The 23,229-nt window shown below is 43.9% G+C and carries 22 protein-coding genes and 2 pseudogenes; 17 read left to right on the top strand and 7 right to left on the bottom strand.

Features of this window, described 5'->3' with window-relative positions; all coding sequences use genetic code 11:
• The first annotated feature begins 12 nt into the window (after positions 1–12).
• The 13 genes from AC5JQI_RS08770 to AC5JQI_RS08710 are packed head-to-tail and all read left to right on the top strand — an operon-like array spanning position 13 to position 12,997.
• The gene (locus AC5JQI_RS08770) at positions 13–342 is read left to right on the top strand and encodes a hypothetical protein (protein WP_493914438.1); all 330 of its coding nucleotides are present in this window, start codon (positions 13–15) and stop codon (positions 340–342) included.
• A gap of 4 nt (positions 343–346) precedes the next feature.
• A complete protein-coding gene (locus AC5JQI_RS08765) occupies positions 347–2,434 on the top strand; it encodes a DNA polymerase (protein ID WP_493914437.1) in 2,088 nt (695 codons plus the stop codon).
• 8 nt (positions 2,435–2,442) lie between these two features.
• Positions 2,443–3,351, top strand: coding sequence for a 3'-5' exoribonuclease domain-containing protein (locus AC5JQI_RS08760; protein ID WP_493914436.1), 909 nt, complete (start codon positions 2,443–2,445; stop codon positions 3,349–3,351).
• A gap of 1 nt (position 3,352) precedes the next feature.
• Positions 3,353–3,595, top strand: a complete 243-nt coding sequence (locus AC5JQI_RS08755; RefSeq protein WP_493914435.1) for a hypothetical protein — start codon at positions 3,353–3,355, stop codon at positions 3,593–3,595.
• Positions 3,588–4,415 carry a PD-(D/E)XK nuclease family protein gene (locus AC5JQI_RS08750; RefSeq protein WP_493914434.1) on the top strand — a complete coding sequence of 276 codons (828 nt, stop codon included), beginning with the start codon at positions 3,588–3,590 and terminating at the stop codon, positions 4,413–4,415. Before AC5JQI_RS08755 ends, AC5JQI_RS08750 begins: the two co-directional genes overlap by 8 nt.
• Before the next feature lie 29 nt (positions 4,416–4,444).
• The gene (locus AC5JQI_RS08745; protein WP_493914433.1) at positions 4,445–4,741 is read left to right on the top strand and encodes a hypothetical protein; all 297 of its coding nucleotides are present in this window, start codon (positions 4,445–4,447) and stop codon (positions 4,739–4,741) included.
• Entirely contained in the window at positions 4,725–5,297 is a 573-nt protein-coding gene (locus AC5JQI_RS08740) for a hypothetical protein (protein WP_493914432.1), read from the top strand. The genes AC5JQI_RS08745 and AC5JQI_RS08740 overlap by 17 nt, the downstream gene beginning before the upstream one ends.
• A gap of 6 nt (positions 5,298–5,303) precedes the next feature.
• Positions 5,304–6,884: a helicase-related protein gene (locus AC5JQI_RS08735; protein ID WP_493914431.1), complete on the top strand. Its 1,581-nt coding sequence runs from the start codon at positions 5,304–5,306 to the stop codon at positions 6,882–6,884.
• A gap of 10 nt (positions 6,885–6,894) precedes the next feature.
• Positions 6,895–7,314 (top strand): hypothetical protein, encoded by a 420-nt coding sequence (locus tag AC5JQI_RS08730; protein ID WP_493914430.1) that lies wholly within the window; start codon positions 6,895–6,897, stop codon positions 7,312–7,314.
• A 10-nt stretch (positions 7,315–7,324) separates the two neighbouring features.
• Positions 7,325–9,016 (top strand): hypothetical protein, encoded by a 1,692-nt coding sequence (locus tag AC5JQI_RS08725; RefSeq protein ID WP_493914429.1) that lies wholly within the window; start codon positions 7,325–7,327, stop codon positions 9,014–9,016.
• Positions 9,017–9,055: 39 nt separating this feature from the next.
• Complete coding sequence (locus AC5JQI_RS08720; protein ID WP_493914428.1) at positions 9,056–9,490, top strand: hypothetical protein; 435 nt, start codon at positions 9,056–9,058, stop codon at positions 9,488–9,490.
• Positions 9,491–9,498: 8 nt separating this feature from the next.
• Positions 9,499–12,450, top strand: a complete 2,952-nt coding sequence (locus AC5JQI_RS08715) for a DUF927 domain-containing protein (RefSeq protein WP_493914427.1) — start codon at positions 9,499–9,501, stop codon at positions 12,448–12,450.
• Positions 12,443–12,997: a hypothetical protein gene (locus AC5JQI_RS08710; protein ID WP_493914426.1), complete on the top strand. Its 555-nt coding sequence runs from the start codon at positions 12,443–12,445 to the stop codon at positions 12,995–12,997. The genes AC5JQI_RS08715 and AC5JQI_RS08710 overlap by 8 nt, the downstream gene beginning before the upstream one ends.
• 308 nt (positions 12,998–13,305) lie before the next feature.
• Here the strand turns inward: AC5JQI_RS08710 and AC5JQI_RS08705 are convergent, their stop codons facing one another.
• The 4 genes from AC5JQI_RS08705 to AC5JQI_RS08690 form a co-directional block, all read right to left on the bottom strand.
• Positions 13,306–13,782 (bottom strand): hypothetical protein, encoded by a 477-nt coding sequence (locus AC5JQI_RS08705; protein ID WP_493914425.1) that lies wholly within the window; start codon positions 13,780–13,782, stop codon positions 13,306–13,308.
• On the bottom strand, positions 13,776–14,183 hold the full coding sequence (locus tag AC5JQI_RS08700) for a hypothetical protein (protein WP_493914424.1): 408 nt from the start codon (positions 14,181–14,183) through the stop codon (positions 13,776–13,778). The genes AC5JQI_RS08705 and AC5JQI_RS08700 overlap by 7 nt, the downstream gene beginning before the upstream one ends.
• Positions 14,180–14,551 carry a hypothetical protein gene (locus AC5JQI_RS08695; RefSeq protein ID WP_493914423.1) on the bottom strand — a complete coding sequence of 124 codons (372 nt, stop codon included), beginning with the start codon at positions 14,549–14,551 and terminating at the stop codon, positions 14,180–14,182. The genes AC5JQI_RS08700 and AC5JQI_RS08695 overlap by 4 nt, the downstream gene beginning before the upstream one ends.
• An 81-nt stretch (positions 14,552–14,632) precedes the next feature.
• Positions 14,633–15,007, bottom strand: a complete 375-nt coding sequence (locus AC5JQI_RS08690) for a hypothetical protein (RefSeq protein ID WP_493914422.1) — start codon at positions 15,005–15,007, stop codon at positions 14,633–14,635.
• A 321-nt stretch (positions 15,008–15,328) separates the two neighbouring features.
• Between AC5JQI_RS08690 and AC5JQI_RS08685 the strand changes: the two genes are divergently transcribed.
• Entirely contained in the window at positions 15,329–16,450 is a 1,122-nt protein-coding gene (locus tag AC5JQI_RS08685; RefSeq protein ID WP_493912134.1) for an ISAs1 family transposase, read from the top strand.
• A gap of 4 nt (positions 16,451–16,454) precedes the next feature.
• On the opposite strand, the pseudogene AC5JQI_RS08680 reads toward AC5JQI_RS08685, so the two are convergent.
• Positions 16,455–17,801: pseudogene (locus AC5JQI_RS08680) on the bottom strand (DUF4158 domain-containing protein); the annotation flags it as partial.
• 158 nt (positions 17,802–17,959) lie between these two features.
• Between AC5JQI_RS08680 and AC5JQI_RS08675 the strand changes: the two are divergent.
• Positions 17,960–18,550: a recombinase family protein gene (locus AC5JQI_RS08675; protein WP_493914421.1), complete on the top strand. Its 591-nt coding sequence runs from the start codon at positions 17,960–17,962 to the stop codon at positions 18,548–18,550.
• Positions 18,551–18,863: 313 nt separating this feature from the next.
• Here the strand turns inward: AC5JQI_RS08675 and AC5JQI_RS08670 are convergent, their stop codons facing one another.
• Positions 18,864–19,850: a GlxA family transcriptional regulator gene (locus AC5JQI_RS08670; protein WP_493914420.1), complete on the bottom strand. Its 987-nt coding sequence runs from the start codon at positions 19,848–19,850 to the stop codon at positions 18,864–18,866.
• A 121-nt stretch (positions 19,851–19,971) separates the two neighbouring features.
• Here AC5JQI_RS08670 and AC5JQI_RS08665 point away from each other — a divergent pair, with 121 nt between their 5' ends.
• Together AC5JQI_RS08665 and AC5JQI_RS08660 are read left to right on the top strand one after the other, a co-directional pair.
• Positions 19,972–21,876, top strand: a complete 1,905-nt coding sequence (locus AC5JQI_RS08665) for a beta-ketoacyl synthase (protein ID WP_493914419.1) — start codon at positions 19,972–19,974, stop codon at positions 21,874–21,876.
• A gap of 120 nt (positions 21,877–21,996) precedes the next feature.
• A complete protein-coding gene (locus tag AC5JQI_RS08660) occupies positions 21,997–22,464 on the top strand; it encodes an alpha/beta hydrolase (protein ID WP_493914418.1) in 468 nt (155 codons plus the stop codon).
• A 610-nt stretch (positions 22,465–23,074) separates the two neighbouring features.
• Here the strand turns inward: AC5JQI_RS08660 and AC5JQI_RS08655 are convergent.
• Positions 23,075–23,188: pseudogene (locus AC5JQI_RS08655) on the bottom strand (IS982 family transposase); the annotation flags it as partial.
• Positions 23,189–23,229: the final 41 nt, after the last annotated feature.

The following is a 23,229-nucleotide window of genomic DNA, read 5'->3' as shown; positions in this document are numbered from 1 at the left end:
CGAGGGGGTTGAATGAAATACGTGCGTGTCACTCTTTCCTGCGAAGAACAAGAATGGTCATATGATGCCGATGAGGATTTGAATGAAGAACAACTCATTCGTTATATTGCTGATTTACAGAAAAAAATAGAACACCATTATGAACGTCCGCCTGCACATTACGATAAAGAAAAGCTACAAATGGCAGAGCATCATTTGCAATGTTTAAAAGAGCTTCATGACCGCCGTCAAGACACCGTAAGCCTCCCCTTTATGTCAAAGGCAGGTGACTGGGTGTTGATGTTCTGTCTTATCGGGATGTTTTATCTGATTATCCGGTCACTACTTGGCATTGGAATATAACATCATGTTATACGCATACGATTATGGAATTAGGCAGCAGGGCATATTCAGTGATAAGGAAAAGCAGCACGCCTGCAACAACTTAGCCAATGCGCTCGCGTCTGATTTTGACCGTATTCCGAAAGTCTTTCTGGATTTTGAAACGTTTTATGATCCCGCCAATAAATACTCGTTATCCGCAAAAGGCATGACCTATGAAAAGTATGTTCGTGATCCCCGCTTTCAGGTCATACTGTGCTCCATTATCATTCCGGATACGGGCGAACGGTACTGGATACCCAATCATAAAGGTGCCGTGAGAAAAGAACTGGAATCCCTCCAATTACATGACTGTAATGTCCTCGCACACAACACCCCCTTTGATGGTTTTATTCTGTCAGATTACTACGGTATAGAACCCCGTGAATTTACCTGTACCCTGACGATGGCGCGGCCATTACACGGTGCAAAAGCGGCAAACAGTCTGGCTCGATTAGCCAAAGGGTATTCGCTGCCGGAGAAAAAAGACGACGTTCACCATGTAATGGGGATGCGTCTGGAGCATTTCACCGCAGCGGGCTTGCAGCGGTACGGGGAGTATGGTCTGCGAGATGTGGATATTTTACCGCCCCTCTACGGTTTGTTTCGGTGGCACTATTCTGAAATGGATATGGTCACGATGTCCGACACGATACGGGCGGGTTGTGTCTGTCAGTTTGATTTGGATAAAGCCTTATTACGTGAATATATTCCGCGCCTGATACAGTTACAGGAAGATAAACTGGCAAAAATTTCGGCGGCTTTTTCACAAGATGTTGAGACGTTTCGTAAACGCTTATCGTCAAATCCCCAATTTGCTGAGGTACTGATGCAACTGGGTGTGGAAGTGCCGATGAAAGACAGTAAGACCGCCAAGAATCTGGACGGAACACCCAAAAGGACGTATGCCTTTGCCAAAATGGATATGGGTTTTAAGGCACTCTTAACGTCAGGCGATCCCTTTCTGGAAGCAGTCTGTGAAGCACGCATGGGCGAGAAATCCACGATTGGTATCACACGAGCCAAAAATCTATTAGATATTGCGCATCGGGGCAAGATGCCGATCCCCCTGAAAGCCTTTGGTGCGACGACGGGACGGTGGGTTGGCTATCAGGATATTAATGTCCAAAACTTTCCCAAACGTGGGGGTGATCTGACCTTGCGAAGATCTGTGCGGGCACCCAAAGGCTATTCGGTCGTGACCTGTGACTTAGCACAAATTGAAGCCCGACGTATGGCAGACCATGCAGGACAAAACGATTTGCTGCTACAGTTTGCCCGCAATGAAGATCCTTATTCTGACTTTGCCACGACATTGTACGGCTATGAAGTTTCAAAAACGAATGGGCGAAAAAAGGAACGTAACGTAGGTAAAGAGGGCATTCTGTCCCTGCAATATGGTTCGTGGTTTGAATCCTTCTATTTACGCCTTCGCACGGCTTACGATCTGGATGTGACCAAAGAGTTCTGCCACGACGCAGTTTTACTGTATCGTGACCGTTATACCCATATCGTTCAGTTCTGGACAGAATGCCAGAATGCCTTAGACGTAATGCTGTATGGCGGCTCTTATTCTTTTGGTTACGAAAATAACTATACCGCCATGAAAAACAGACTTATCTTGCCGGATGGTTGGGTATTACGTTATGACGATCTTCGTATTGCCGGTAAAGATGAACTGAACCGCGACATCATTTTGTATACCGATGCTGAGAAACGGGAAAACCGCAAAATTTATCGTGGCATCATTGCGAACAATGTCACACAAGGCAGCTCGACACGGATTTTGCAGGGAATGATGATGAACCTGCGAAATGACGGTCTTTTCTGGTGTTTAACCGTTCACGATGAATTAGCTTTTCTCGTGCCTAACGAAGATCTTTCTGATTGTTGTGAACAAATCCAATACCGGATGAGAAAACGCCCCGATTGGGCACAACGGACACCGATAGATTGTGAGCTGACGGTTGGCCCCAATTATGGTGATCAATATGACGAAGATATCTGGGTGGCTTCTGGCTTTAATCAAGTTAATGCCGAAGCGCTTTTAAAAGAACGCAACCAAATGCAATAAGGACAAACATGCAGCCCAAAATAAAACGCGATACCTTATTTCTCATTGCTGATGTTGAGACATTATCGAATCTGGCCGGGGATAAACCTTTAGTGTGGGAAGTGGGTCTGGCCTTAGTGCGGGGGGACGGTCTGATAGTGGGATCGTGGGGGTCACTGGTCAATGTGCAGGATATGATGGCACGGGGGTTTAAGCAGACACCCAGTACGCTGGGATGGCTTATGAGCCAAGACACCGATGTTCGTGCCCGGTTTCAACTTGCGTGTGAATCTAACACCCCAACACTCATTAATGTCATACACGAAATGACCGACTGGATTAAAACCACCCTCAGTATGCAGATGAACAAGGGGGAAATTTTTTTTCCTGTTCGTAATCTGTACTTATTGGGCCGGGGTGCGGCGTTTGACTGTCCGATTATGGAAGTTCTATACCGCGAAGTGCATAGTGAACCAGCCCCCCTCCCGTGGCTATTCTATAATGGCGCGTGTCTGCGAACTTTTGAAATGATCTTCCCGATACGCGCAGCTCACACCGGCACAAAACATTGTGCGGAACATGATGCCCTATGGGAAGCCCAATGCTTATCACGACAGCTCGCCGTGTACTGGCAGTTTGCAAGTCAGATTAATGCGGCGTGTTATCAGATGGACAAGCAGGCGACATCTTCTCTACACACAGAACTCACCCCATTAGGCAATATTCTGTCGAACGATACCGACAATCCCCTCACGCTGTATGCGAAATCCGATAGTGCTGACAGCACCTCTTTACCGGATGCTTATCACTATACCGATGAACCCTGTTTACATCAAAACTGCCCGGATTGTCATGGCTTGTTTGCAAAACCCAACGGTGAACCGTGTGTGCATCTCATGCGCTGCCACTGTCCCCGCTGTAAAAAGGAGGGTATGTGAAATGGCAAGAGTCATTATTACCGTGACCGATCTGCCGAATGGTCAAGTCGATATTCATTACAATTTTGGCGACGGCTTTATTGATCCCCAATCGTCTGACGATTTAGAAAAACTGACGGATGCGCAACAGTTCAGTATTCTCATCACGCAATTTATTACGGGATGGGTGTTGGATTCGGAAGCCAGAAAACAGAGTGACGCCCAACCACTGATACGGGTTCCCGGAGCGAAGACCGATGGGTAAGATAATATTTTCAGAAAAAGAAAAAGACGACTTAATCGCATATCCACTGAGTCATGATGTTGAGTGGCCGAATAAAATTCATAAGCCGATTGGCGGCGGCAAACTGTTGTCGCTGGCCTTATCCTTTTCAAAACTGAGTCAGTACCAGCAATGCCCCAGGCGATTTTATGAACAACACCTGACTCATAGTATTCCCTATACCGATACGCCCGCTACCTTGTGGGGCACACAGGTACATCAGGCACATGAAGATTATGTGCTAAAAGGCCAACCCATGAATACCGTCGTAAAGGAAAAAATCGGAACGGGTGTGGCCGATATGTTAAAGAAAAAATTTAATATTTTAGTGACTGAACAGCGTGTGGGTATCCCGCTTTTTGGTGAACAGGAATGGGCGATCAAAGCCAATGGTCAGGTCGCCAGTTGGTTTGATACGTCCACCGTTTTTATGCGGGGAAAAACCGATGTCGGTATGGGCAGTCTCAAAAAAATGTACCTGTATGATTATAAAACGGGCAAAGATCGTTATCCAAAAACTGATCAGTTGGATTTAATGAGTGTCATGGCGAAAGCGCAGCCGACAATGCAACGTTATACGCAATTTGATAGTGCCCTGATATTCTTAGAAGCAGGCAGTGTTAAGACGCATACAACGCATCTTCATGACGAAGGGCATGAGATACAGATGCGGAAGTTTTTGCGGGAGTCTTTACGTATTATTGACTCTTATGAGCGGGATTATTGGCCGGAACAGACATCACCGTTGTGTGCCTATTGTCCGGTGATGAGCTGTCCCTTTAATGCCACGGGTCAGAAGTGACGACTGTTGACATATAAGCAGATATACTCATGACAACGAAAGAAAATCCAGACATTACATTTCTGACGGTCAGAGGTGACGCCCTACTGGTGTTACTTCGCAATTTATATGAGCGACGGAAAGAAGAACAGGCCATGTTGGAAACCATTCTGTCAATGATGGACGCATTAGACAGCAGCGTTCAGTTTACGGGCGAAGGTGCCGCGAATGCGAATGTCCGATTGGTCAGTATCCTTAAACAACTGAAACCCAAAGAAACCGCAGGGCTATCTGACGAAGAGATAATGAAACTTGTCGGAGGACAATGGAATGAAACACATTCTTAAGGCGAAAGATTTACGGGCATTAATGACCTATAATCCGGATACGGGTGGGCTTTTTTGGAAAGCACGGACACCGGAACTCTATCAGAAATACAGTCAGGCAAATCAGAGTATGGCAGAGCGTTCCTGTACCTGGTTTAACCAACGCTATGCGGGTGAACACGTGGGTATCACAATGAATGGCAGTAACACGTATGTTCGGATCGCGATTGGCAGTGGGTCGGGAAACATCCGAAAAAACATTCTGGATCTGATTTGGGTTGTCGTGACAGGCAAAGAACCCTATGGCCTTGTTCGGTTACTGGATGATAATTGTGCGCGTACCGTGGACAATATTGTGTGTCTTTCCCCGCATATCGCACAGCTCTTTCGTAATCCTCGTGCGGGTATTTACCGTAACCGTGAAGAAAAAACCTTTTACTGGCGTATTTATCGGGGCAAAGAACTTGATCAGCAAGGTGGCTATCAGACCATTCAAGAGGCTCGCGTGGCTCGTGATAATAAACTCAAAGAATTAGGTTTATGGCAGGAAACATTACTGAATGATGTATATTCATAAGGCGCAATGATGGCAACGTTGCAACTCTATCAGCAACGGGCGCTCGTCATTCAAGGATCAGAGCAAGAGCTGGCACGGGCACGTGTGTTGAATCCGGGCGGACAGATTGACCTGGGCGACAATACGGTGGCCTATAAGTGGAATTATTATAATGCAGCACTTCTGGCGGTGGCCAATTTACCCGCTGTGAGTCCTATTTATCGGGACTATCATTGGCCCGGCCCCAGTGATTTTCGTCCGTATCAGCACCAGATTGTTTGTGCTGATTTTTTATGTCTCCGGAAAAAAGCCTATTGTTTCGCGGGGACAGGAACAGGTAAAACTGCTATCGGCATCTGGGCCGCGCATTATTTGTATACCCTCGGCTTGGTCAAAAAGATCCTGATACTGTGTCCGTCTTCCGTATTATTGGATGCGTGGCTGCCTACCGCCGCAAAATTGTTGTTTGGTGAGGCTGATTTTACGGTCATTGAAGGAACGGTAAAAAAGAAACAAGAGCAGGTTACCTCTACCGCACCGTTTCATATGACGAATTACGAAGCATTGAAAGGACTTCATAAGGAATTTATTCAGAATCATTATGACCTGATTATTCTGGATGAAAGTACTAAAATAAAGAACAGAGAAACGGATTTATGGGCACTCGTTTATCCCCTTGTGCGTAAGGCTGCGTATGCATGGCAAATGACTGGGACGCCCACACCAATGGGGCCAAAAGATGCGTTCGGCCAGATTTGTATGTTTGATGGTTTTGGCAATACCGTGCCGAATTTCTACTGGTGGGAAAATTTAACAACGTGGAAAGTCAACGATTTCAAACGATTTCCGCTCGACGGTTGGCAGGATACCGTCGCCAAGTACATGAAACCGGCGATCCGCATTCGCACACGGGATTGTATTGATTTGCCACCGATTGTGTATGAGTCGCGTTATTTGCCATTAACAGCGGTACAGAATGCCGCGATTAAAATGTTACGTGCGCAGCAGACGGTTAATTTGGCGGGCGAAAATATCACGGGCGATAATCAGGCCATCTTATTGGATAAAGTGGTACAGATTTGCTGTGGTGCAGTCCTTTCTGAAAGTGGTGAAGTGGTCGAAATGAAACCCACGAAACGGTTGAATGAATGTCTGGAAATTATTCACAGTGAGGAGGGTAAAGTGCTTATTTTTGCTCCATTCCGTGCCGCCGTAGACATGATTGCCCTTTATCTACGAAATAAAAGTATTGCCGTGGGGATCATACACGGCGGCATCAGTAAGACGGCACGCCAAAAAGTCTTCGACAGTTTTCAGGAAGCCCCAAAGGGACTGATGCAAGTGATTGTGGGAGTCCCCTCGGCATTTGCACACGGTGTCACGTTAACGGCAGCGAGTCATGCCATTTGGTACGCACCCTATGCCAGTACCGAAGTGTATTTACAGGCAACGGCCCGCATGGAACGTAACGGACAGAAACACCATATGACAGTCACCGAAATGTGGGGTGATCAACGGGAAAAACAACTTTATGACATCATCGCAGGACGCGCCGATGCGCAATTAACGTTGCTGAATATTTACAGGAGTCTCGCAAAAGACAACTAGGGGGACAATAATGAGTGATCCTTTTATCGGTATCTCAACCGCGCAATTGGCCGCAGCGCATATTCAATTGATGCAGCAGAAAGAAACGATTGAATCCATGCACAAGGCCGCAATGGAGGAGGAAACAAAAGACATTGCGGATCAGTTACGCGTCCTGTATTACGAAATTCAAAAACGGATGCAACAAGAGAAAATTCATGCATTAGATACGGACGTCGGTAAGGTTCTCTTAAAAACAACTGTAGAATACAGTGTGCAGGATTTGAATGTCTGGGGCGATTTTATTGTCACCAGTCAGGACTTATCTTTTTTCAGTAAGAGCATTTCAAAACCACGCGTGGAAGCGTACAGAAAACAACATGGTGATGCGTTGCCACCGGGATTAAAGGCATTTACACGACAACACATACAATTCAAACCCGTGAAATAAGGAATTCCTGATGACTAATTCTATCGTGACCTTTGATCATAATTTACCGGCGCATTTGCGCGATGAGCAGGACGGGCTGAGTGCTCACTGGGATGAGGTGGGTCTGTCCAGCTTTGCCCGTATCAAAATGAAAGGAAACAGCTTACAGGCGTTTATTGGCCCGGAACTGGTTGCACAGTCACAACCGCTGCAACCGATGACCGTCGTCATGTTACGGCCATCAAAGGTTGGCCGCACCTTTTATCATGGCATCTATGTTGAAGGCAGCAAAGAAGCCCCCGATTGTTATTCTAACGACAATATTACGCCCGCTGCGGATGCAAAACATAAACAGTGTACCCGCTGTGATTTATGTCCACAGAATCTACCCGGTTCTGGCATCAATGGCGAATCACGGGCCTGTCGTTATCGACAATCTATTGCCGTCTGGACACCAGGAGAAGGTGACAGCACGTGGGATACCATTTTTCAGGTAAATTTATCGTCCACCGCTATCTTTGGCGATAAACCGAATCCGGATGGTTATATGGGACTGAATGCCCTGGTAAACTGGTTTAGGCGACAAAAATTAGATCCCTCGAAAGCCTGGATTCAGCTTGCTGTCGATCCTTACTCAGAACATAAACGTATTGTGATGAAACCCGAAGGGTACATCAACGATCCCGACGAGTATCAACAGGTACGAAAACTGATTGAATCTGACGAACTAGACCGTGTACTGCGACTGGGTGTGTTAGATACGGAACAGGCAGAACAGATGAGTGCCGAAGGATTCGGGCAGATGCCTGATCATCTGCAAACACCCGCCGCTCATGCACCGGTGCGCAATACCGAATCGGTGAATACCGGACAGGAAACCGTCGATCCCTTTACCGGTGAAATTATTTTCTATGATACTCCCATCACCGATAATATCCCTACGTACTGGCAAAATACTGAGACGAAAACCATTGTCATGTTACAGCCGGGGACAAACTTACCCGTTGACACGCAGGGCATAGAAGAAGTGGAGTTAGCCGATTATCAGCAGTATGAAGCGCGATTAGCGGAAGAACGCCGTCAGTCAGAGGCTCAGGCAAGACGTGCGGCGGAAGCTAATCGGCAGACAAATGGTGCTATCGCAGGTCGTACACGTAACAGAACATCGGTGACAGAAAGACAAAAGACGTCCGAAGACGTTCAGGAAAGTGGTGTGCGCACGCGTAGCCGAAGTGCGGTGAATACACTACAGAATACACAAGAAACACAAGATAATACTGTACGCACACGCAGTAGGCGTAACGAGTCCACATCACAGGATGCCGTTTCACATCAAGATGAGCCAGCTCAGACACGTACCCGAAATACCGTCGCCGATGCCGCCGCCGTATTAGGCCGTCGTCGTCATGCTGCACCGACACAAACCAGTGCAACAGAAGTGACACGGACACGCGGTGCCCCCGTTGTATCAGCCCCCACAGCACAACGTTCTGCTGCCGTGCCAGCTCCCGCACAACAACGTGTCAGTCGGCGTGCTTCTGCCGTCAAAGCACCCGAAGCCGAAGAAATTTTTTCGCATGTTCCAGAGAACTTACGTGCAGCACAACAACAAGCGGCAAAAGCTCCGGATGATGAACAACCCAAGAAGAGAGGTAAAGACAGCGTATTAACCCCTGAAATGGCGGCCGCTTTGGACGCGGCGTTGTTACAAAATAATGATTAAGGGTATCAATGACTCAATAATGGCATTAAGGAGAAGAAAATGTCAGAGACTACATTATCTTTAGAACTGACCGAATTGGCCGTCAAGCTGGGTATCAATAATAAAACGTTGGGTTACCTCTTACCCAATATGTCGGCGTCTCAGATAGGACGCCTTGTTAATGCGTCAGCCTATCAGGCGAAATATACGGATGAAGTGCGTTTAGCCATTATGGTGTTAAAGGAAATCGATGCCATTGGCGCATTACCGTGCAGTCCTAAGACGGTTTATCCCCATATTCTTTTGGCTTTTGCTGAAAAAGTACAGACCGCATTGAAATACCAGTACACGTTAGAAGAACTGAAAAATGACAGCGCCTGGGTTAATGATCTCAGTGACGACGGTGAACTTCCCTTCAATGATTCAAAACGGGACTGGGATGTTATCGGCTTAAAAAACATTCAATCCTCGATTAAAAATAGTATCAACCTATAAGGCACCGTATGGACTTCTTAACGTCAGTTGTGCCGCCGGAGGGTGAAACGGTTCTTGTCACCATTAAAAAAAACCTCCGGACAGCGACAGGTAAAGAAGTTCGTAACTACTGGGTCAATATCCGAAATGGTAATGCTGCCCGATTTATTCAGCAGCATGAGTCAGGAGAGACGGACTTATACTTTGCCATGTCTTCCTTTAACACAAAAGGAACGGAATATGCTGGGCGTCGGGATGATCAGGTACAGGACGTTAAATCCCTATGGCTCGATATTGATGCAGGGAAGGAAAAGTTTGCGAAACATCCAAAATGGGCCTATCCCAGTTTTGAAATGGCCCATACGGCATTTTCCCAATGGCTGGTTGACGCAGATATGTGGCAACCAAACTACATCATTGCCAGTGGTGAAGGATTACATATCTATTGGGTATTGGATAAACCCGTATCACCGGAACAATGGCGGGTGCTTCATGGGGGTTTAGAACAGCTCGTCCGTACCCACGGTTTAAAAATGGATGCCGGTGCCAGTATGCGGATCAGCGGTATTTTACGCGTTCCGGGCACCCTGCATACCAAAAGTGGGAATGCCGTCCGTATTATCGCCTCTGAGCCACAACCGTATTCGCTTGCCGAAATGCGGGAAGTTTTGCCCTATGTTCCGCTGCAATCGAATGAGTTGGGCGCAGTTCCCGATTTTCTTCAAGATGAGATAGGTTTTCAGGAGGCTGTTTGGGGCGTCCAAAAAAAGTCTTTTTCGTTTGCTCAGATTATGGCTCACTGTGATATCGGCAGTGCAAAACCGAAACCGGGCGGCTGTGACCAGCTCGCCTTGTGTTATGAACAACAAAGTACCACCGACGAACCCACATGGCGCGGGGCGTTATCTATTGCGGTAAATTGTTTTGATGGGGAAGAATGGATACATAAAATTTCAGACCAATATCCGACGTACTCCATCACAGAGACGGAATTTAAAGCACAATCCGTGATAGATAAACCTTACACCTGTGACATGTTCAGCCGTCTTAATCCCGATGTGTGCGGTGATTGTCCTCACTGGGGCAAAATTCGTTCCCCTATTGTACTGGGTAAGATAGTCGAAGAAGCCTCCGAGGAAGAATTAAAGGCCATTATTAACCATATCCCACAAGCACGCCCGGTCACGATACACGAAGGGCAACTTCCCTCAATTACGTTACTGAGCAGACAAGTTGCGGAGATAACCGAGCAACCGTTACCCTTTCATCGTGATTATAAAATTGCGTCAAGCGAGATGGGATCGGGGATCTGGAAGCGGGCAAAAGGCACAGAGGAAAAAGAAACATTAATCTATAAATACCCGCTTTTGTTTCTTAACCGGGTCTATTCACCACAAAACGGTGAGTCATTTGTGATGCAGGTTTCCATGCCGCACGATCCGGCACGGGTCTTTGAATTACCCGTATCAGAATTACCCAAAGACTATAGTTTACAGGGCTTATTAAGTAAACATGGGGTCACCGTCACTTCAAAAGGACAGTGGGAAAATCTTATGACCTTTTTACGTCGAACCGCAGAGCAGGCAGCCGATATCCGCGCGGCGGATAAGCAGCACCAACATTATGGCTGGACAGACGATATGTCTGCGTTTTTGTTGGGTAATACCGAGTTTCGTGGGGATGGTTCGGTACGCCCAATGATACTGGCGAATAATGGGGGCAGTATGGATAAAGCCTTTCGCATGAGTGAGGATGCGTCAGTCGCCGGTTTTCGTAAAGCGATGGATTTAATTAATGTGCCGGATATGGAGCTGACACAATTTTTAATGGGTGTCAGTTTTGCCGCTCCCTTATTTAAACTCATGGGGGTACAGGGATGCCTTGTCCATAGTTATGCAACGCGATCGGGTGTCGGAAAAACAACGTCTGCACGTCTGGCGATATCGATTTGGGGCCGTCCCCAAGTCGATGGCGGCAGTGGCATTGAAGGTCTGACACGTGACACAGCGGTTGCACTGTATCGACGGCTCGGTGAATTAAATGCGATCACGATGTGCATTGACGAAATCACGGAACGTAGGGGCAAAGAACTCACGGATTTTGTTTATTCCGTCACACAGGGACGCGACAAGGACAGAGGGTTACCGAATACGAATCGTTTGCAGGAGAATAATGGTTCCTGGACAATGGCGGTTTTATCAACAGGAAACTTATCACTGACCCAACAATTGGTAAATATGAACGCACTGTCTGAGGCGTTGAACGCCCGTGTCATCGAACTTGACATGAGCAATCTACCAAGCCTGTGGGGGCGCAACAACGAGAACAAAGAATTCGTTGAACAAACGTTTATGTTAGCCCGTACCCTCCATGCAGGGGCCGCAGGGCGATTCTGGTTACGAAACCTCATGCGTAATCTTGATCTGGTGAAAAAACTCTGTGAAGACGTGAGTCGAGAATGTCAGGAATTTTTTGATTTTACACAAAAAGAACGTTACTGGACATGGACAGTCTCACTGGGGATTGCCGGATTAATTATCGGTAAAGAGCTGGGTGTATGGGATTTTGATGTAGGGCGCGTGATGACCGCAGTCAAAGCACAATTAGAGCGGATACGAGTCAACGTCGAGCAAGATAAAATTACACCGGCAAGTATCTTTGAGCACTTTATTTCTGCTACCTTTGAGAACCGGCTGGAAATCCGGGCAGCAAACACCCCGATTCTGTCGAACCAGCTCCCTTCGAAAGAACTCGGTTTACGTCAGGAAAATTACAGCCATAAATTATTTATTAATAAAGGTTTTGCTCGACGTTGGTGTGAAAGTAATAACTATCCTTTTGACCTATTTAAAGAGCACATGAAGATACTGCGTGCACGTGATACCCGTAAGCATATGCTGGAAGGCGTTACCAGTATTCCGTCAAAATCAAAAAGGCCCAATGTTTGGGAACTTGATCTGAGAGGAGAAACCAATGACTAAACCATCGACACGAAAAAAATCGGTGATCCCGTCTGCCGATACCTTGCAGGAGATCCCCATTGAGCCGAAACAAAGCAAAGCGCCCCGGAATAAACAACCGTATGTCTCGCCGGATACGTTGCAGAAGTCAGCACAGTTAGCAACACAGGCGGCTATCTTACGTTCTGCCACGGAAGACGTTGCGGTTGCGGTAAGCAATCCGCCGTCACCCGCACCAGAGGCATTGATAACACCGTCGGTGATCCCTGATCCTGTCATCCAACCCGAACCCGCGTTTGATGCTCAGATAATGTCACAACTCGTGGCGGCGTTAGCACAACAGCAGCCATTAAAGGCACCGCGTCTTGTGACTTCTGGCGTCGTGAACTATATGCACGTATTGAAAGATATTGATGCGGTTGAGTTTGATCAGAAACTGGATGATCTCTATGCCATGCTACAGGCCCGCGCGAGCGCCCGAAGTGAAAATGCCAAACGCCTGCAAAATATGACGCTGGCTATGCATATTTATCAGGAATTTACTGAACTGTGGCCCCGTGCGAAATGATGAATTCATGCCACTTCTCACCGTTTGTGGTGAGGGGCGGCATATAAAAAAGGATAAACCCCGATGAGGTTGTGCTCTACGACGCCCAGGACGGGTTCCGCCGAAGAACCCCAAAAAGTGACGATCCCGCGTTTTACTTCAGGCGAATATTTTCTGTCGTCGATGTCCAGCCTTGACTCGCAGTACACGGACAATTTTGGATACCCAAATTCCAGCGCAATTTCTATATTAAAACCTGGCGTGTAATAAATAATGTATGGTTATGATTATTAAAAATCCCGCAATTATACGGGATTTTTATTAATATATTATAAATATCCATCTTTGCCGTTATGTCCATTATGTCCACCATTTGAACCGCCTTTTCCGCCTTTTCCGCCTTTTCCTCCTTTTCCTGCATCACCACCATTTCCACCATTTCCAGAACCGCTACCATGCCCTCCCTTACCACCATTTCCTCCATTGGAACCACCATGTCCTCCATTACCACCATTTCCGTTACCTCCTGAAGCGTTTCCACCGTTTCCACCATTTCCAGAACCATCTCCATTACCTCCATTCCCTCCATTTTTGCTTCCTACTCCACCATTTCCTCCATTTCCGTTGCTCCCTCTGCCGGCGTCTCCCCCTTTTCCGCCATTACCTCCCTTGCCTCCATGTAGTTGCTCTGCATAAGCCGTTGTTGGCAATATGATTGAAATTGAACAGGCATAAATAAATACAGATGTTGATAGAATAAATAAAAAAAATATTTTTGATAACAATAAATTATTTTTATTTAGCATATGTTGTGACCTCCTTTGCCACCATTGCCACCATTACCACCAGGAGAGTTATTACCATTCCCTCCATCACCGCCATGACCACCATTTGCACCAGAGGCGTGAGAATTTCCGCCGCTATTACCACCTTTTCCTCCATTTCCTCCGTGGGAATTACCACCTTTTCCTCCATTTCCGCCGTGACCTCCGTTACCTCCCTGAGTACCGTTTCCGCCGTTTCCGCCGTTTCCTCCATTGGAATTGCCTACTCCATTACCTCCATTTCCTCCGTTCCCATGATCACCATCTGAAATAAGGACATAGTGGGGTTCATAGTGCCGAATTTCAGATGAGTGACTTGAGGCATATGATATTGATGTAAGTAATGGAATAAGAATTAAGAGTAATGATTTTGAATTAGTCATATTCCATTTGCTCCATTACCACCGCGCCCACCATTAGCATCACCGCTATCATCTCCATTACCGCCATTACCGCCATTACCGCCATTACCACCACCAGGTGCGCCATTACCGCCATCACCACCATTCCCGCCTGATGCACCGTTACCACCATTTCCGCCTGATTGTCCTGGTGATTTTCCGTCTCCGCCTTTGCCTCCATTTTTACAATTACTATTAGGTATTCCATCTTTACCATTTTGTCCTGGCTGCCCATTTAATAAATTGCAGTCAGGGTCTTTTAATATATTTATTTTGTTTTTATCTTCAGCATGTAATAAAAAAGGGACAATTATTATAGATGCAAAAATTATTGTTGAGATTTTTTTCATTTTATTCTCCTGTGATATGTTTTTTTTAAATTAAAATAACGCAACTTATAAGACTTAATAATAAGCTGCGTTATTCTTTAATTATGCTACAGCGTTTCCATTACCACTTCCATTACCATTACCACTTCCATTACCATTTCCATTTCCATTACCACTTCCACCTCCGTTGTGACCACCATCTCCACCTGGTGCACCGTTACCACCAGGAGAATTATTACCGTTACCGCCGTTACCGCCATTACCTCCTGGTGCACCATTGGCATCACCATCACCATCACCATCACCATCACCATCAACTAGGATATAAGGTAATTTTGTGTCTTTTTGCTGTATTGATAATGTTTTTATGGGTTGTTTATATAATGTTTTTACTACATTTGCTGCTGATATTGTTGGAGTTAATGTTAATATTGACGTTGCTATAATTATACCTATGCTAAGATGTTTTAATTCCATAACTTATCCCTTTATATAATAGTAATTAATATTTTTTTATTTTCTGAAAAATAACACAGTTAGTTATATTTCATTTGCTAATTTTGCATATATTTTTTATAGAAAAAATAAACAAAGCATGAATGGATTATTTTTTGTTCACCCTTGCTTAGAGAATTCTGTAAGTGATGTTTTTTGTTTGTGTTTTTAGCCCTAATCGAGTAGGAAGCGGGATCACTCCCGCCGTCCTCTCACGCCACCGTACGTACGGTTCCGTATACGGCAGGGGTTACGCATGAAAATATTTAGTGGATAATTCCCTCATTTTTAGAGGGAATGCAGATGAAAAAATTAGTGGATGTCTTTTCTGATTTTCCAGACCCGCGTTGTCAGGGAAAGATCAGGCACCGTTTTATTGATATCTTAGTGATTGCGGTATGTGCTGTCATTGCCGGCGCTAACGCCTGGACCGATATTGAACAGTATGGTCAACTAAAAAAGGATTGGCTGGGTTCATTTCTTCCGCTCAAAGGCGGTATTCCGTCACATGATACTTTCCGGCGCTGTTTCAGTTTATTAAATCCCCGCCTCTTTGAACGCCATTTTTATCAGTGGGTTTCTCATGATGTTTCTTCAGAAAAGCGGGCGATCATTGCGATTGATGGTAAAAGTTTACGCCATTCGTTTGACAAGAAAATTGAACAAAGCCCATTACATGTGGTAAGTGCATTCTCCGTTGAGAAAGGGCTTAGCTTATGTCAGTGTGCTGTAGACGGAAAATCAAACGAAATTAAGGCCATCCCCACATTATTATCGATGCTTTCCTTGAAAGGCCATCTCGTGACGCTTGATGCGATGGGCTGTCAACGCACGATTGCCCAGCAATTACGCGAGAGCGGAGCCGATTATATTTTGTCCCTTAAAGGCAATCAGGGAAAAACCTTTTCGGAAGCGGTTAACTATTTTCAACAACAACGGGCAACACAAAAACCTTATCTGAAACCTGACCATGATGAATTTGAAGATAGCCATGGGCGTACCGTCAGACGACGCGGATGGGTTCTACCGCTGACACCAGAAACAAAACACTTAGGCTCCTGGCCAGATATTCAGGCTCTTCTGGTCACAGAAACAATACGGCAAGAACAATATTCTGAAACAGTCACCTCTTATTTTCGTTATTATTTAAGTAGTTGTCAGGACGCTCCTGCCTTTCAGTTAGCAGCCATTCGGAAACATTGGGCTATTGAAAATAGCTTACACTGGGTGCTGGATGTCACTTTTCGGGAAGATGATTCACGGATGAGAGAGCAGATCGCCACAAGAATATTTGCCCAATTACGTAAAATGGCGCTCAATATCGTTAAACGGGATACCAACAATAAGTTGAGTTTGAGTGCCCGAAGGAAATCAGCCGGGTGGGATAATGGCTACATGGAAGCCCTGTTATTTAATCAATTTTAGCCTACCAAAATTTCATGCGTAACCCCTGCGTCAGTACCAGTTTACGCCAGCTTTCAGGAATAAATCCAGTTGGTGCTGCTGCCGGAACTTTGCGAAGCTGTTTACGGTACATTTCCCTTATGGTATCCAAGGCATCACTGAGAGCCTGTGCAGCAGGCGCCGCTATGAACTGTAATGCCGACAGCATACGCGGTGCATATTTTCGCAGCGTACTGTATTTTTCAGTGATCAGGTGAAGCGGGTCGAAATTATCCTTACGGGACAGAAACCGCGTTTCTTCTAGGCTATTAATGAATTCCTGCCACGCCGCCCAGGGGTCTTCACCGGACTCTCTGGCCTGAAGCAGTGCCTGACCGACAGTAACATATTGCTTCAGCTTGTTTTGAATGAGTTTTCCAGTCAGCTGAAGCTTTTCGGCCTGAGTGCGTTTTGCCCGGCTGAACAGACTGCCAATAATGCGTTCGTGCAGCTCAATAATCTCGTCAGTCAATGTAGCCCGAGCTTCCTGAATAACACAAACCAGCGTGGCGTAACGTCTAGTATCGGCAAATTTTGTCAGGTCTCTGCTGCTCATTTTCCGGCCCTCACGTGCCAGTTTAAGCAGCCGGTTTTGGTGAACGGAAAGTGTAATACCTTCAGGTAATCCCAGCGCTGAGATAGCATTAAGCCGGTCTATATGTTGCAGGACGTTTTTACCGTTGATTTTACCCGGCGGCTGAAGCAGCCAGGCCAGACGGGAAGGTTGTTCCCCCTCAGATATAAGCAGGCTGTCCAATGCTAATTTATGTTTTTCTTCAAGCGATGCAGTGAGTGTGGAAAATACAGATCTGTCAGCGAGTGTGACAACTTCAGCAAGCGTTCGTTCTATCACCTCAACAGAGGGAAAAATAACATTATTGCTATGCAACCAGCTGAGCATTTCTTCGGCAAGCATAAATCCTTTATCTGTACGCATGGCATAGGAATGCAGATGTCGGATGCAATCTTTTTGTCGTGTTTGATTGAACGGAGATAATTTTAGGTAGCGATAAAGCTCGGTTAAGTGTTCCCAGCGGGTTTGTTCTCTCGATGCATATTCATGCCATAAATCAGACGAAACTTTAAGTTGGGAAGCTATTCTGGATACAACACCATTGTGAGGAGCATTGTTTTTGTCCGGCAGAAACCCGGGGCCACGTAGATAACAAAGTAATACAGCAAAGCCCAGGCGGTTTGCTGGCCGGCGGTGTTTATTAATGAGTGCAATATCATTTGCATTCAAAAAACACATTCTGGTCAGAATAATCTCATCATCCGGAATAACCAGTAAGCGATCCTGTTCTTCATTACTCAGTATCTGTCTCCGTGGCATAATGTTTAGCTCCCATATAGTTCCATGCGTTGTAGATTTACAGTGACCAAAATCGACCGGTTTCGTACATTGCCTAACAAATATGTACGAAAGTGAGTGAAATTAATTTCGGATATGCATTATAATGTGTACACCTATTTCGTACAGAAAATTTCATTATGTCACGAATTTTTGCCTATTGTCGGGTCTCTACTCTGGAGCAGACCACCGAAAATCAACGTCGGGAAATCGAAACCGCGGGTTTTAGCGTCAGATCCCAGCGAATAATCGAAGAACAAATCAGTGGCTCGGTAGCGGCCAGTGAACGTCCAAGTTTTAACCGGTTGCTTGACCGTCTGGAAAATGGTGATGTATTGATTGTCACAAAATTGGATCGTCTCGGTCGTAATGCGATGGATATCAGGAAAACAGTGGAGCAACTGGCCGAATTAGGCATTCGGGTGCATTGTTTGGCATTGGGTGGCGTTGATTTGACCAGTCCAGCAGGAAAAATGACGATGCAGGTGATTTCAGCGGTCGCTGAATTTGAACGTGATCTTTTACTCGAGCGCACTTATTCGGGGATAGCGATAGCGAGGGATGCAGGAAAACGCTTTGGACGCCCACCGGTATTAAATGAAGAACAAAAACAGAGGGTACTCGAACGAATTCAGTCTGGTGTAAGCATAAGTGCAATTGCCAGGGAATTCAGAACCACACGGCAAACAATTCTGAGAGTTAAAGCAAAACAGCAAATACCTACTGTTTAAAAAATGGTCTTAGCGTGGGATATTTTCCGTTTTCCAAGCGGACCCCATCTATATCACTGTCGTTTAGAACAGTTTCCGAACCGAATTTATACTCACCGGCGTTTAATTTCTTACGGATCACTGACCCGAAAGTTAAACATATGCGTGAGAAAGTGATCAAATATGGAAGGCTCTTTGATGAGGATATAGCTGAATCACTTTACGCATTCGCAGATCCTAAAAATGATTTGACAAAGTCAAGAGGCAATGACTAGAGATTCTTTAATCTAATACCTAGCTGAAATTTAGATACTAATAGAAAATCTGGCTACAATTAAAGTGTAAAGAGCTTCTTTCGGACCATTTGTCGATATTCTGTCGGGCTTAAATCAAAATGTTGCTTGAACACTTTACTAAGGTAAGCCTGGCTCTCATATCCGGCTGCTACAGATATTTCATGTACAGTTAAATTAGTCTTTGCAAGAAGATCTTTTGCCATATTTAAACGTATCCCTTGTATATATTTTTTAGTAGATAATCCTGTAGAGCTTTTGAATCGTCGGGTCAATGTCCGTGGTGAAATAGAAAAGTAAGCGGCTAATCTATTAAGATTCATGTTTTCATTAATGTTATCTTTTAACCAAGATTGAATATCGCTTATTAACTCATCTGGGTGTCGATCTACTGCACCGTCGAGGTACCGTTGTTCTTCGTATGGCCGTCGTATTTCATGAGAAAAATTGCGTTGTACATTTTTAGCCGATTTCCTGCCATAAAGGAGGGAAACTAAATGAACCATAATATCTGCTAGTGCATTGAGGCTAGCTGCACAGTAGATTCTATTTGATTGAGTAATGAAAAATTCTGACTTTAAGTTTACCTTGGGATAGTCTTTTTTAAATTGTTTGGAGTAATGCCAATGAGTCGTTGCAGCAAGGCCATCTAATAGACCTGACTCCGCTAACAAGCATACTCCAGTACCAACAGCAACTATTGTTGCTCCATTTTTCCACTGATTTAATAAATAGCTCAAGATATCCCTACTTTTTTTTATAATAGGCCTTGGGTTTCGCCAAATACTAGGAACAATTATTAAATCTGCGCAGGGGGCAGAATTAGCAGATGAATCTGGCTTAATCTTAAAATTTTCATACAACGAAATATCATAACCCTTGTCTGAGATATAATTGATACTGATATTATTGCTTTTATTTTCTATCTGTGATGAGGCTAAACCAGCATGAAGCATTTCAATAGGTAAGGTAATGCTGCTAGTCAGGAGATTAGGAAAAATAACAATGTGTACATTTTTTATCTTCATATATTATCAGTTATTGATTGGCCGAAAAATATAAAATCTTGGCTTTTTTTTCATAATGAAACATTTTAAATTGAATTAGAATCTTCATCAACTAATTATTTTTCATAGGAATTAAAATCATATGCTTGCTTTGCCCGTTATCGTTGGCTCTGGTGGTATAAACGCTGCAGGGAGAACGTCATTTCATCAAGGATTTCGTCGTATTGTTATTGATAAATTAAGCCAAGAAGCGCGCCAAGAGACTTTTTGGAGTCTCGCGACGTTAATGAACTTAGTTTCAATTGGTAAAAATGGCTTTATCGATCACGAAGGTCAACCAATCATGTTGCATGAGATTGAATCCAAGTATGGTGAAGAAATATTGCAAGGGACGTTGATTCGTAAAATAGATAAGTCTCATTTTGATGTAGATGCCACACACTGGCAGAAGAAGATGACACTAAGTGCGAAAAAAGGGGATAGATTGGTTTTTGAAACTGAAAAATCTTCTTTGCCTACTCCGGTACCTCGAAATTGGGAAGTTACCTCGCTCGAAAATAATCGAGTGGAAGTTACAGTACATGGCGATCTTTGTGTCAAGCATGATGCCTATTTTGACAATAGAATTAAAGCTGCAGGTCAATTACCTAAGGGGTTTGAACTCGAAAAATTATATAAAAGTCGTAGCCACCCTCGAGGATTACAAGCGACTATTTTTGCAGCTACCGATGCTATAAAATCATGTGGGTTAGATTGGGACGAAGTTCTATCTTTGGTAGAGCCAGACAAAATTGGTACTTACTCAGCTTCTTTAACTGGTCAAATGCAAAAGGAAGGGTTTGGCGGGATAATGGGAAATCGTCTCAGAGGTGAGAGAAGTAATAGTAAGAATTTGGCATTAGGGCTAAATTCTATGTCTACAGACTTTATAAATGCTTACGTTATTGGAAGTGTAGGCACAACTTTTTCAACGACTGGTGCATGTGCAACATTTCTTTATAATTTGAAAGCTGCAGTAAACGATATACAAGGAGGGCGTACTCGCGTCGCTATTGTGGGAAGTGCAGACTGTGCAATTACGCCAGAAATTGTCGAGGGCTTTGCGAATATGGGTGCTTTGGCTGACCTTGATAGTCTTAAAAAGTTAGACGGTGTGGATGAAGCAAATATAGATTTAAGTCGAGTGAGCCGGCCATTTGGAAATAATTGCGGCTTTACAATAGGTGAAAGTGCTCAATTTATTGTGCTAATGGACGATGCTTTAGCTATTTCTTTGGGAGCACATATCATGGCTGCTGTCCCTGACGTTTTTGTAAATGCGGACGGGATTAAAAAGTCCATTACTGCCCCAGGTGCGGGTAATTATATTACCATGACTAAGGCTGTATCATTGGCAGCCAACATCACCAGCAAAGATTCTGTTCGAAATCGGAGCTGTATTATTGCACACGGTTCAAGTACACCGCAAAATCGAGTGACTGAATCGCAAGTATTTGACTATGTAGCAAAAGCGTTTCGTATTTCAAATTGGAAAGTAACTGCTCCAAAAGCTTATCTTGGTCATACTTTAGCAGCGTCAAGCGGTGATCAGCTAGCAGTCGCGCTTGGTATATTTAGCCACAATATAGTTCCTGGTATCTCTACTATAGAAAAAGTCGCCGATGACGTTTATGCAGAGCACCTTGACATTAGAACATCGAACTATCATACCGAGGCAATTGACATAGCATTTGTCAACTCGAAAGGGTTTGGTGGCAATAATGCAACTGCTCCACTTTTGTCTCCAAGCGTGGTACTTAGCATGATTGCTAAACGTCATGGTATCGAAGCTGTTGAATCTTATTATGATAAAAATCTTAAGATTAAAGCTAACCAAGCTAACTATAGTAAAAAAGTTAACTCGGGTGAGTTTGATTTAATATATAGATTTGGCGAGGATGTGATAAATGAAGAAAATATTAATATAAATGAAGAGGAAATTTATTTTACAGGCTACGAATTACCTATTGTTTTGTCAAATAATAACCCTTTTAAAGATATGTGTTAATAAATGATATTTTAACTATGTTTTGTTTTTATAATGTTATGTTATATTATTTGAATTATATCATGTAAATTTACTGCTTGATATATCTAGGTATCTTTTAACAAAATTATTAGGCCAATAATGTTTCAGATTTTGATTAGTTTTATAGAGTTTTTTTCCAAATCACTGACTGCAAGTATTGTACTTTCTTTGATTCATAGGCCAAAAGAGGCCAAACTATATCGTAATGAAGAGAGTATAATGTCAAAGTCAAAGCGAAGTTCGTTGACTGTTAATTCTAAAAAGGTCAAATGTTATAGCTGGGGTAGCGGGAAAAAGAATATAATGATTGTTCATGGTTGGAGTTCCCGAGCCTCTAGGTTTTATAAAGTAATAGAAAAACTTGTCGATGCGAACTATCGAGTTATTGTATTTGATATGCCGGGACATGGTGAGTCTGAAGGTAATGGGGCGACTATATTAGACGTAAACTTTATTCTAAAAGAGCTACAGAATAAGTTTGGCCCATTTGAAGCAATTGTTTGCCATTCATTGGGGGCTCTTTTCAGTTTCTATGCACTTAAAAATGGTCTTTTTGCTAAAAAATAATCTCAATCTCTAGTGTATGTGAGTTCAAGTATGCTACTTATAGAGCATCATCATTTGTTAATTTAAAAGATAAAACTATCAATGCATTATATAGTAAGCTCGAGAAAATTTTCAGGTCAAAGACTATATGGACTGATTTTTCAGCTGATAATAAAATCGATGATGTAGGTTCAAAAATTATAATTATTCATGATAGATTTGATTATTATGTAGACTATTCTCAATCTAAAAAAATAAACGATGCTGTTAAAGATTCAAAGATGATATCTACAGAAGGCTTAGGTCATTTTAAGATTTTATCAGAAGACAGTGTTGTGAAATATGTATTAAGAGAAATTAATGATTCAGATATGAAAGATATATTGTCACTAATGTTTTCAGGAAATTAAATATCAATCATAGGTTACAAAATTCTCATATGTTGGTAAACGCTTTTTTACTGAGGACTCCCTTCATGAATTTAATAGCTTGATTTATGTAACAGGAATTAGTGTAAGATTCGGGCCAATGTTTTCATTACACAGTAAATATTGTATTTTCTACGAATGTTTATGTCTGAAAATGCACGTGAATAGGCTTGGTTGCGTAATTCGATGGAACTAAATTAACCTCAGTTTTGTTTAAGCATCACAATTTCATGATCACATAAACCTAAGCTCGGCTTTTTCGGCTGGAATGTATAAGCAATTAATCCTGATGCGACCTCCAGAAAAAAGCCGACTATTAGCCCCATTGTGGTCATGTATTAAATGGTTAGTTGCTGTG

Source organism: Xenorhabdus sp. XBWT, assembly GCF_059072735.1.
Note: the sequence above shows the minus strand (reverse complement) of the source record. Positions and strands in the feature narration are given on the sequence as shown.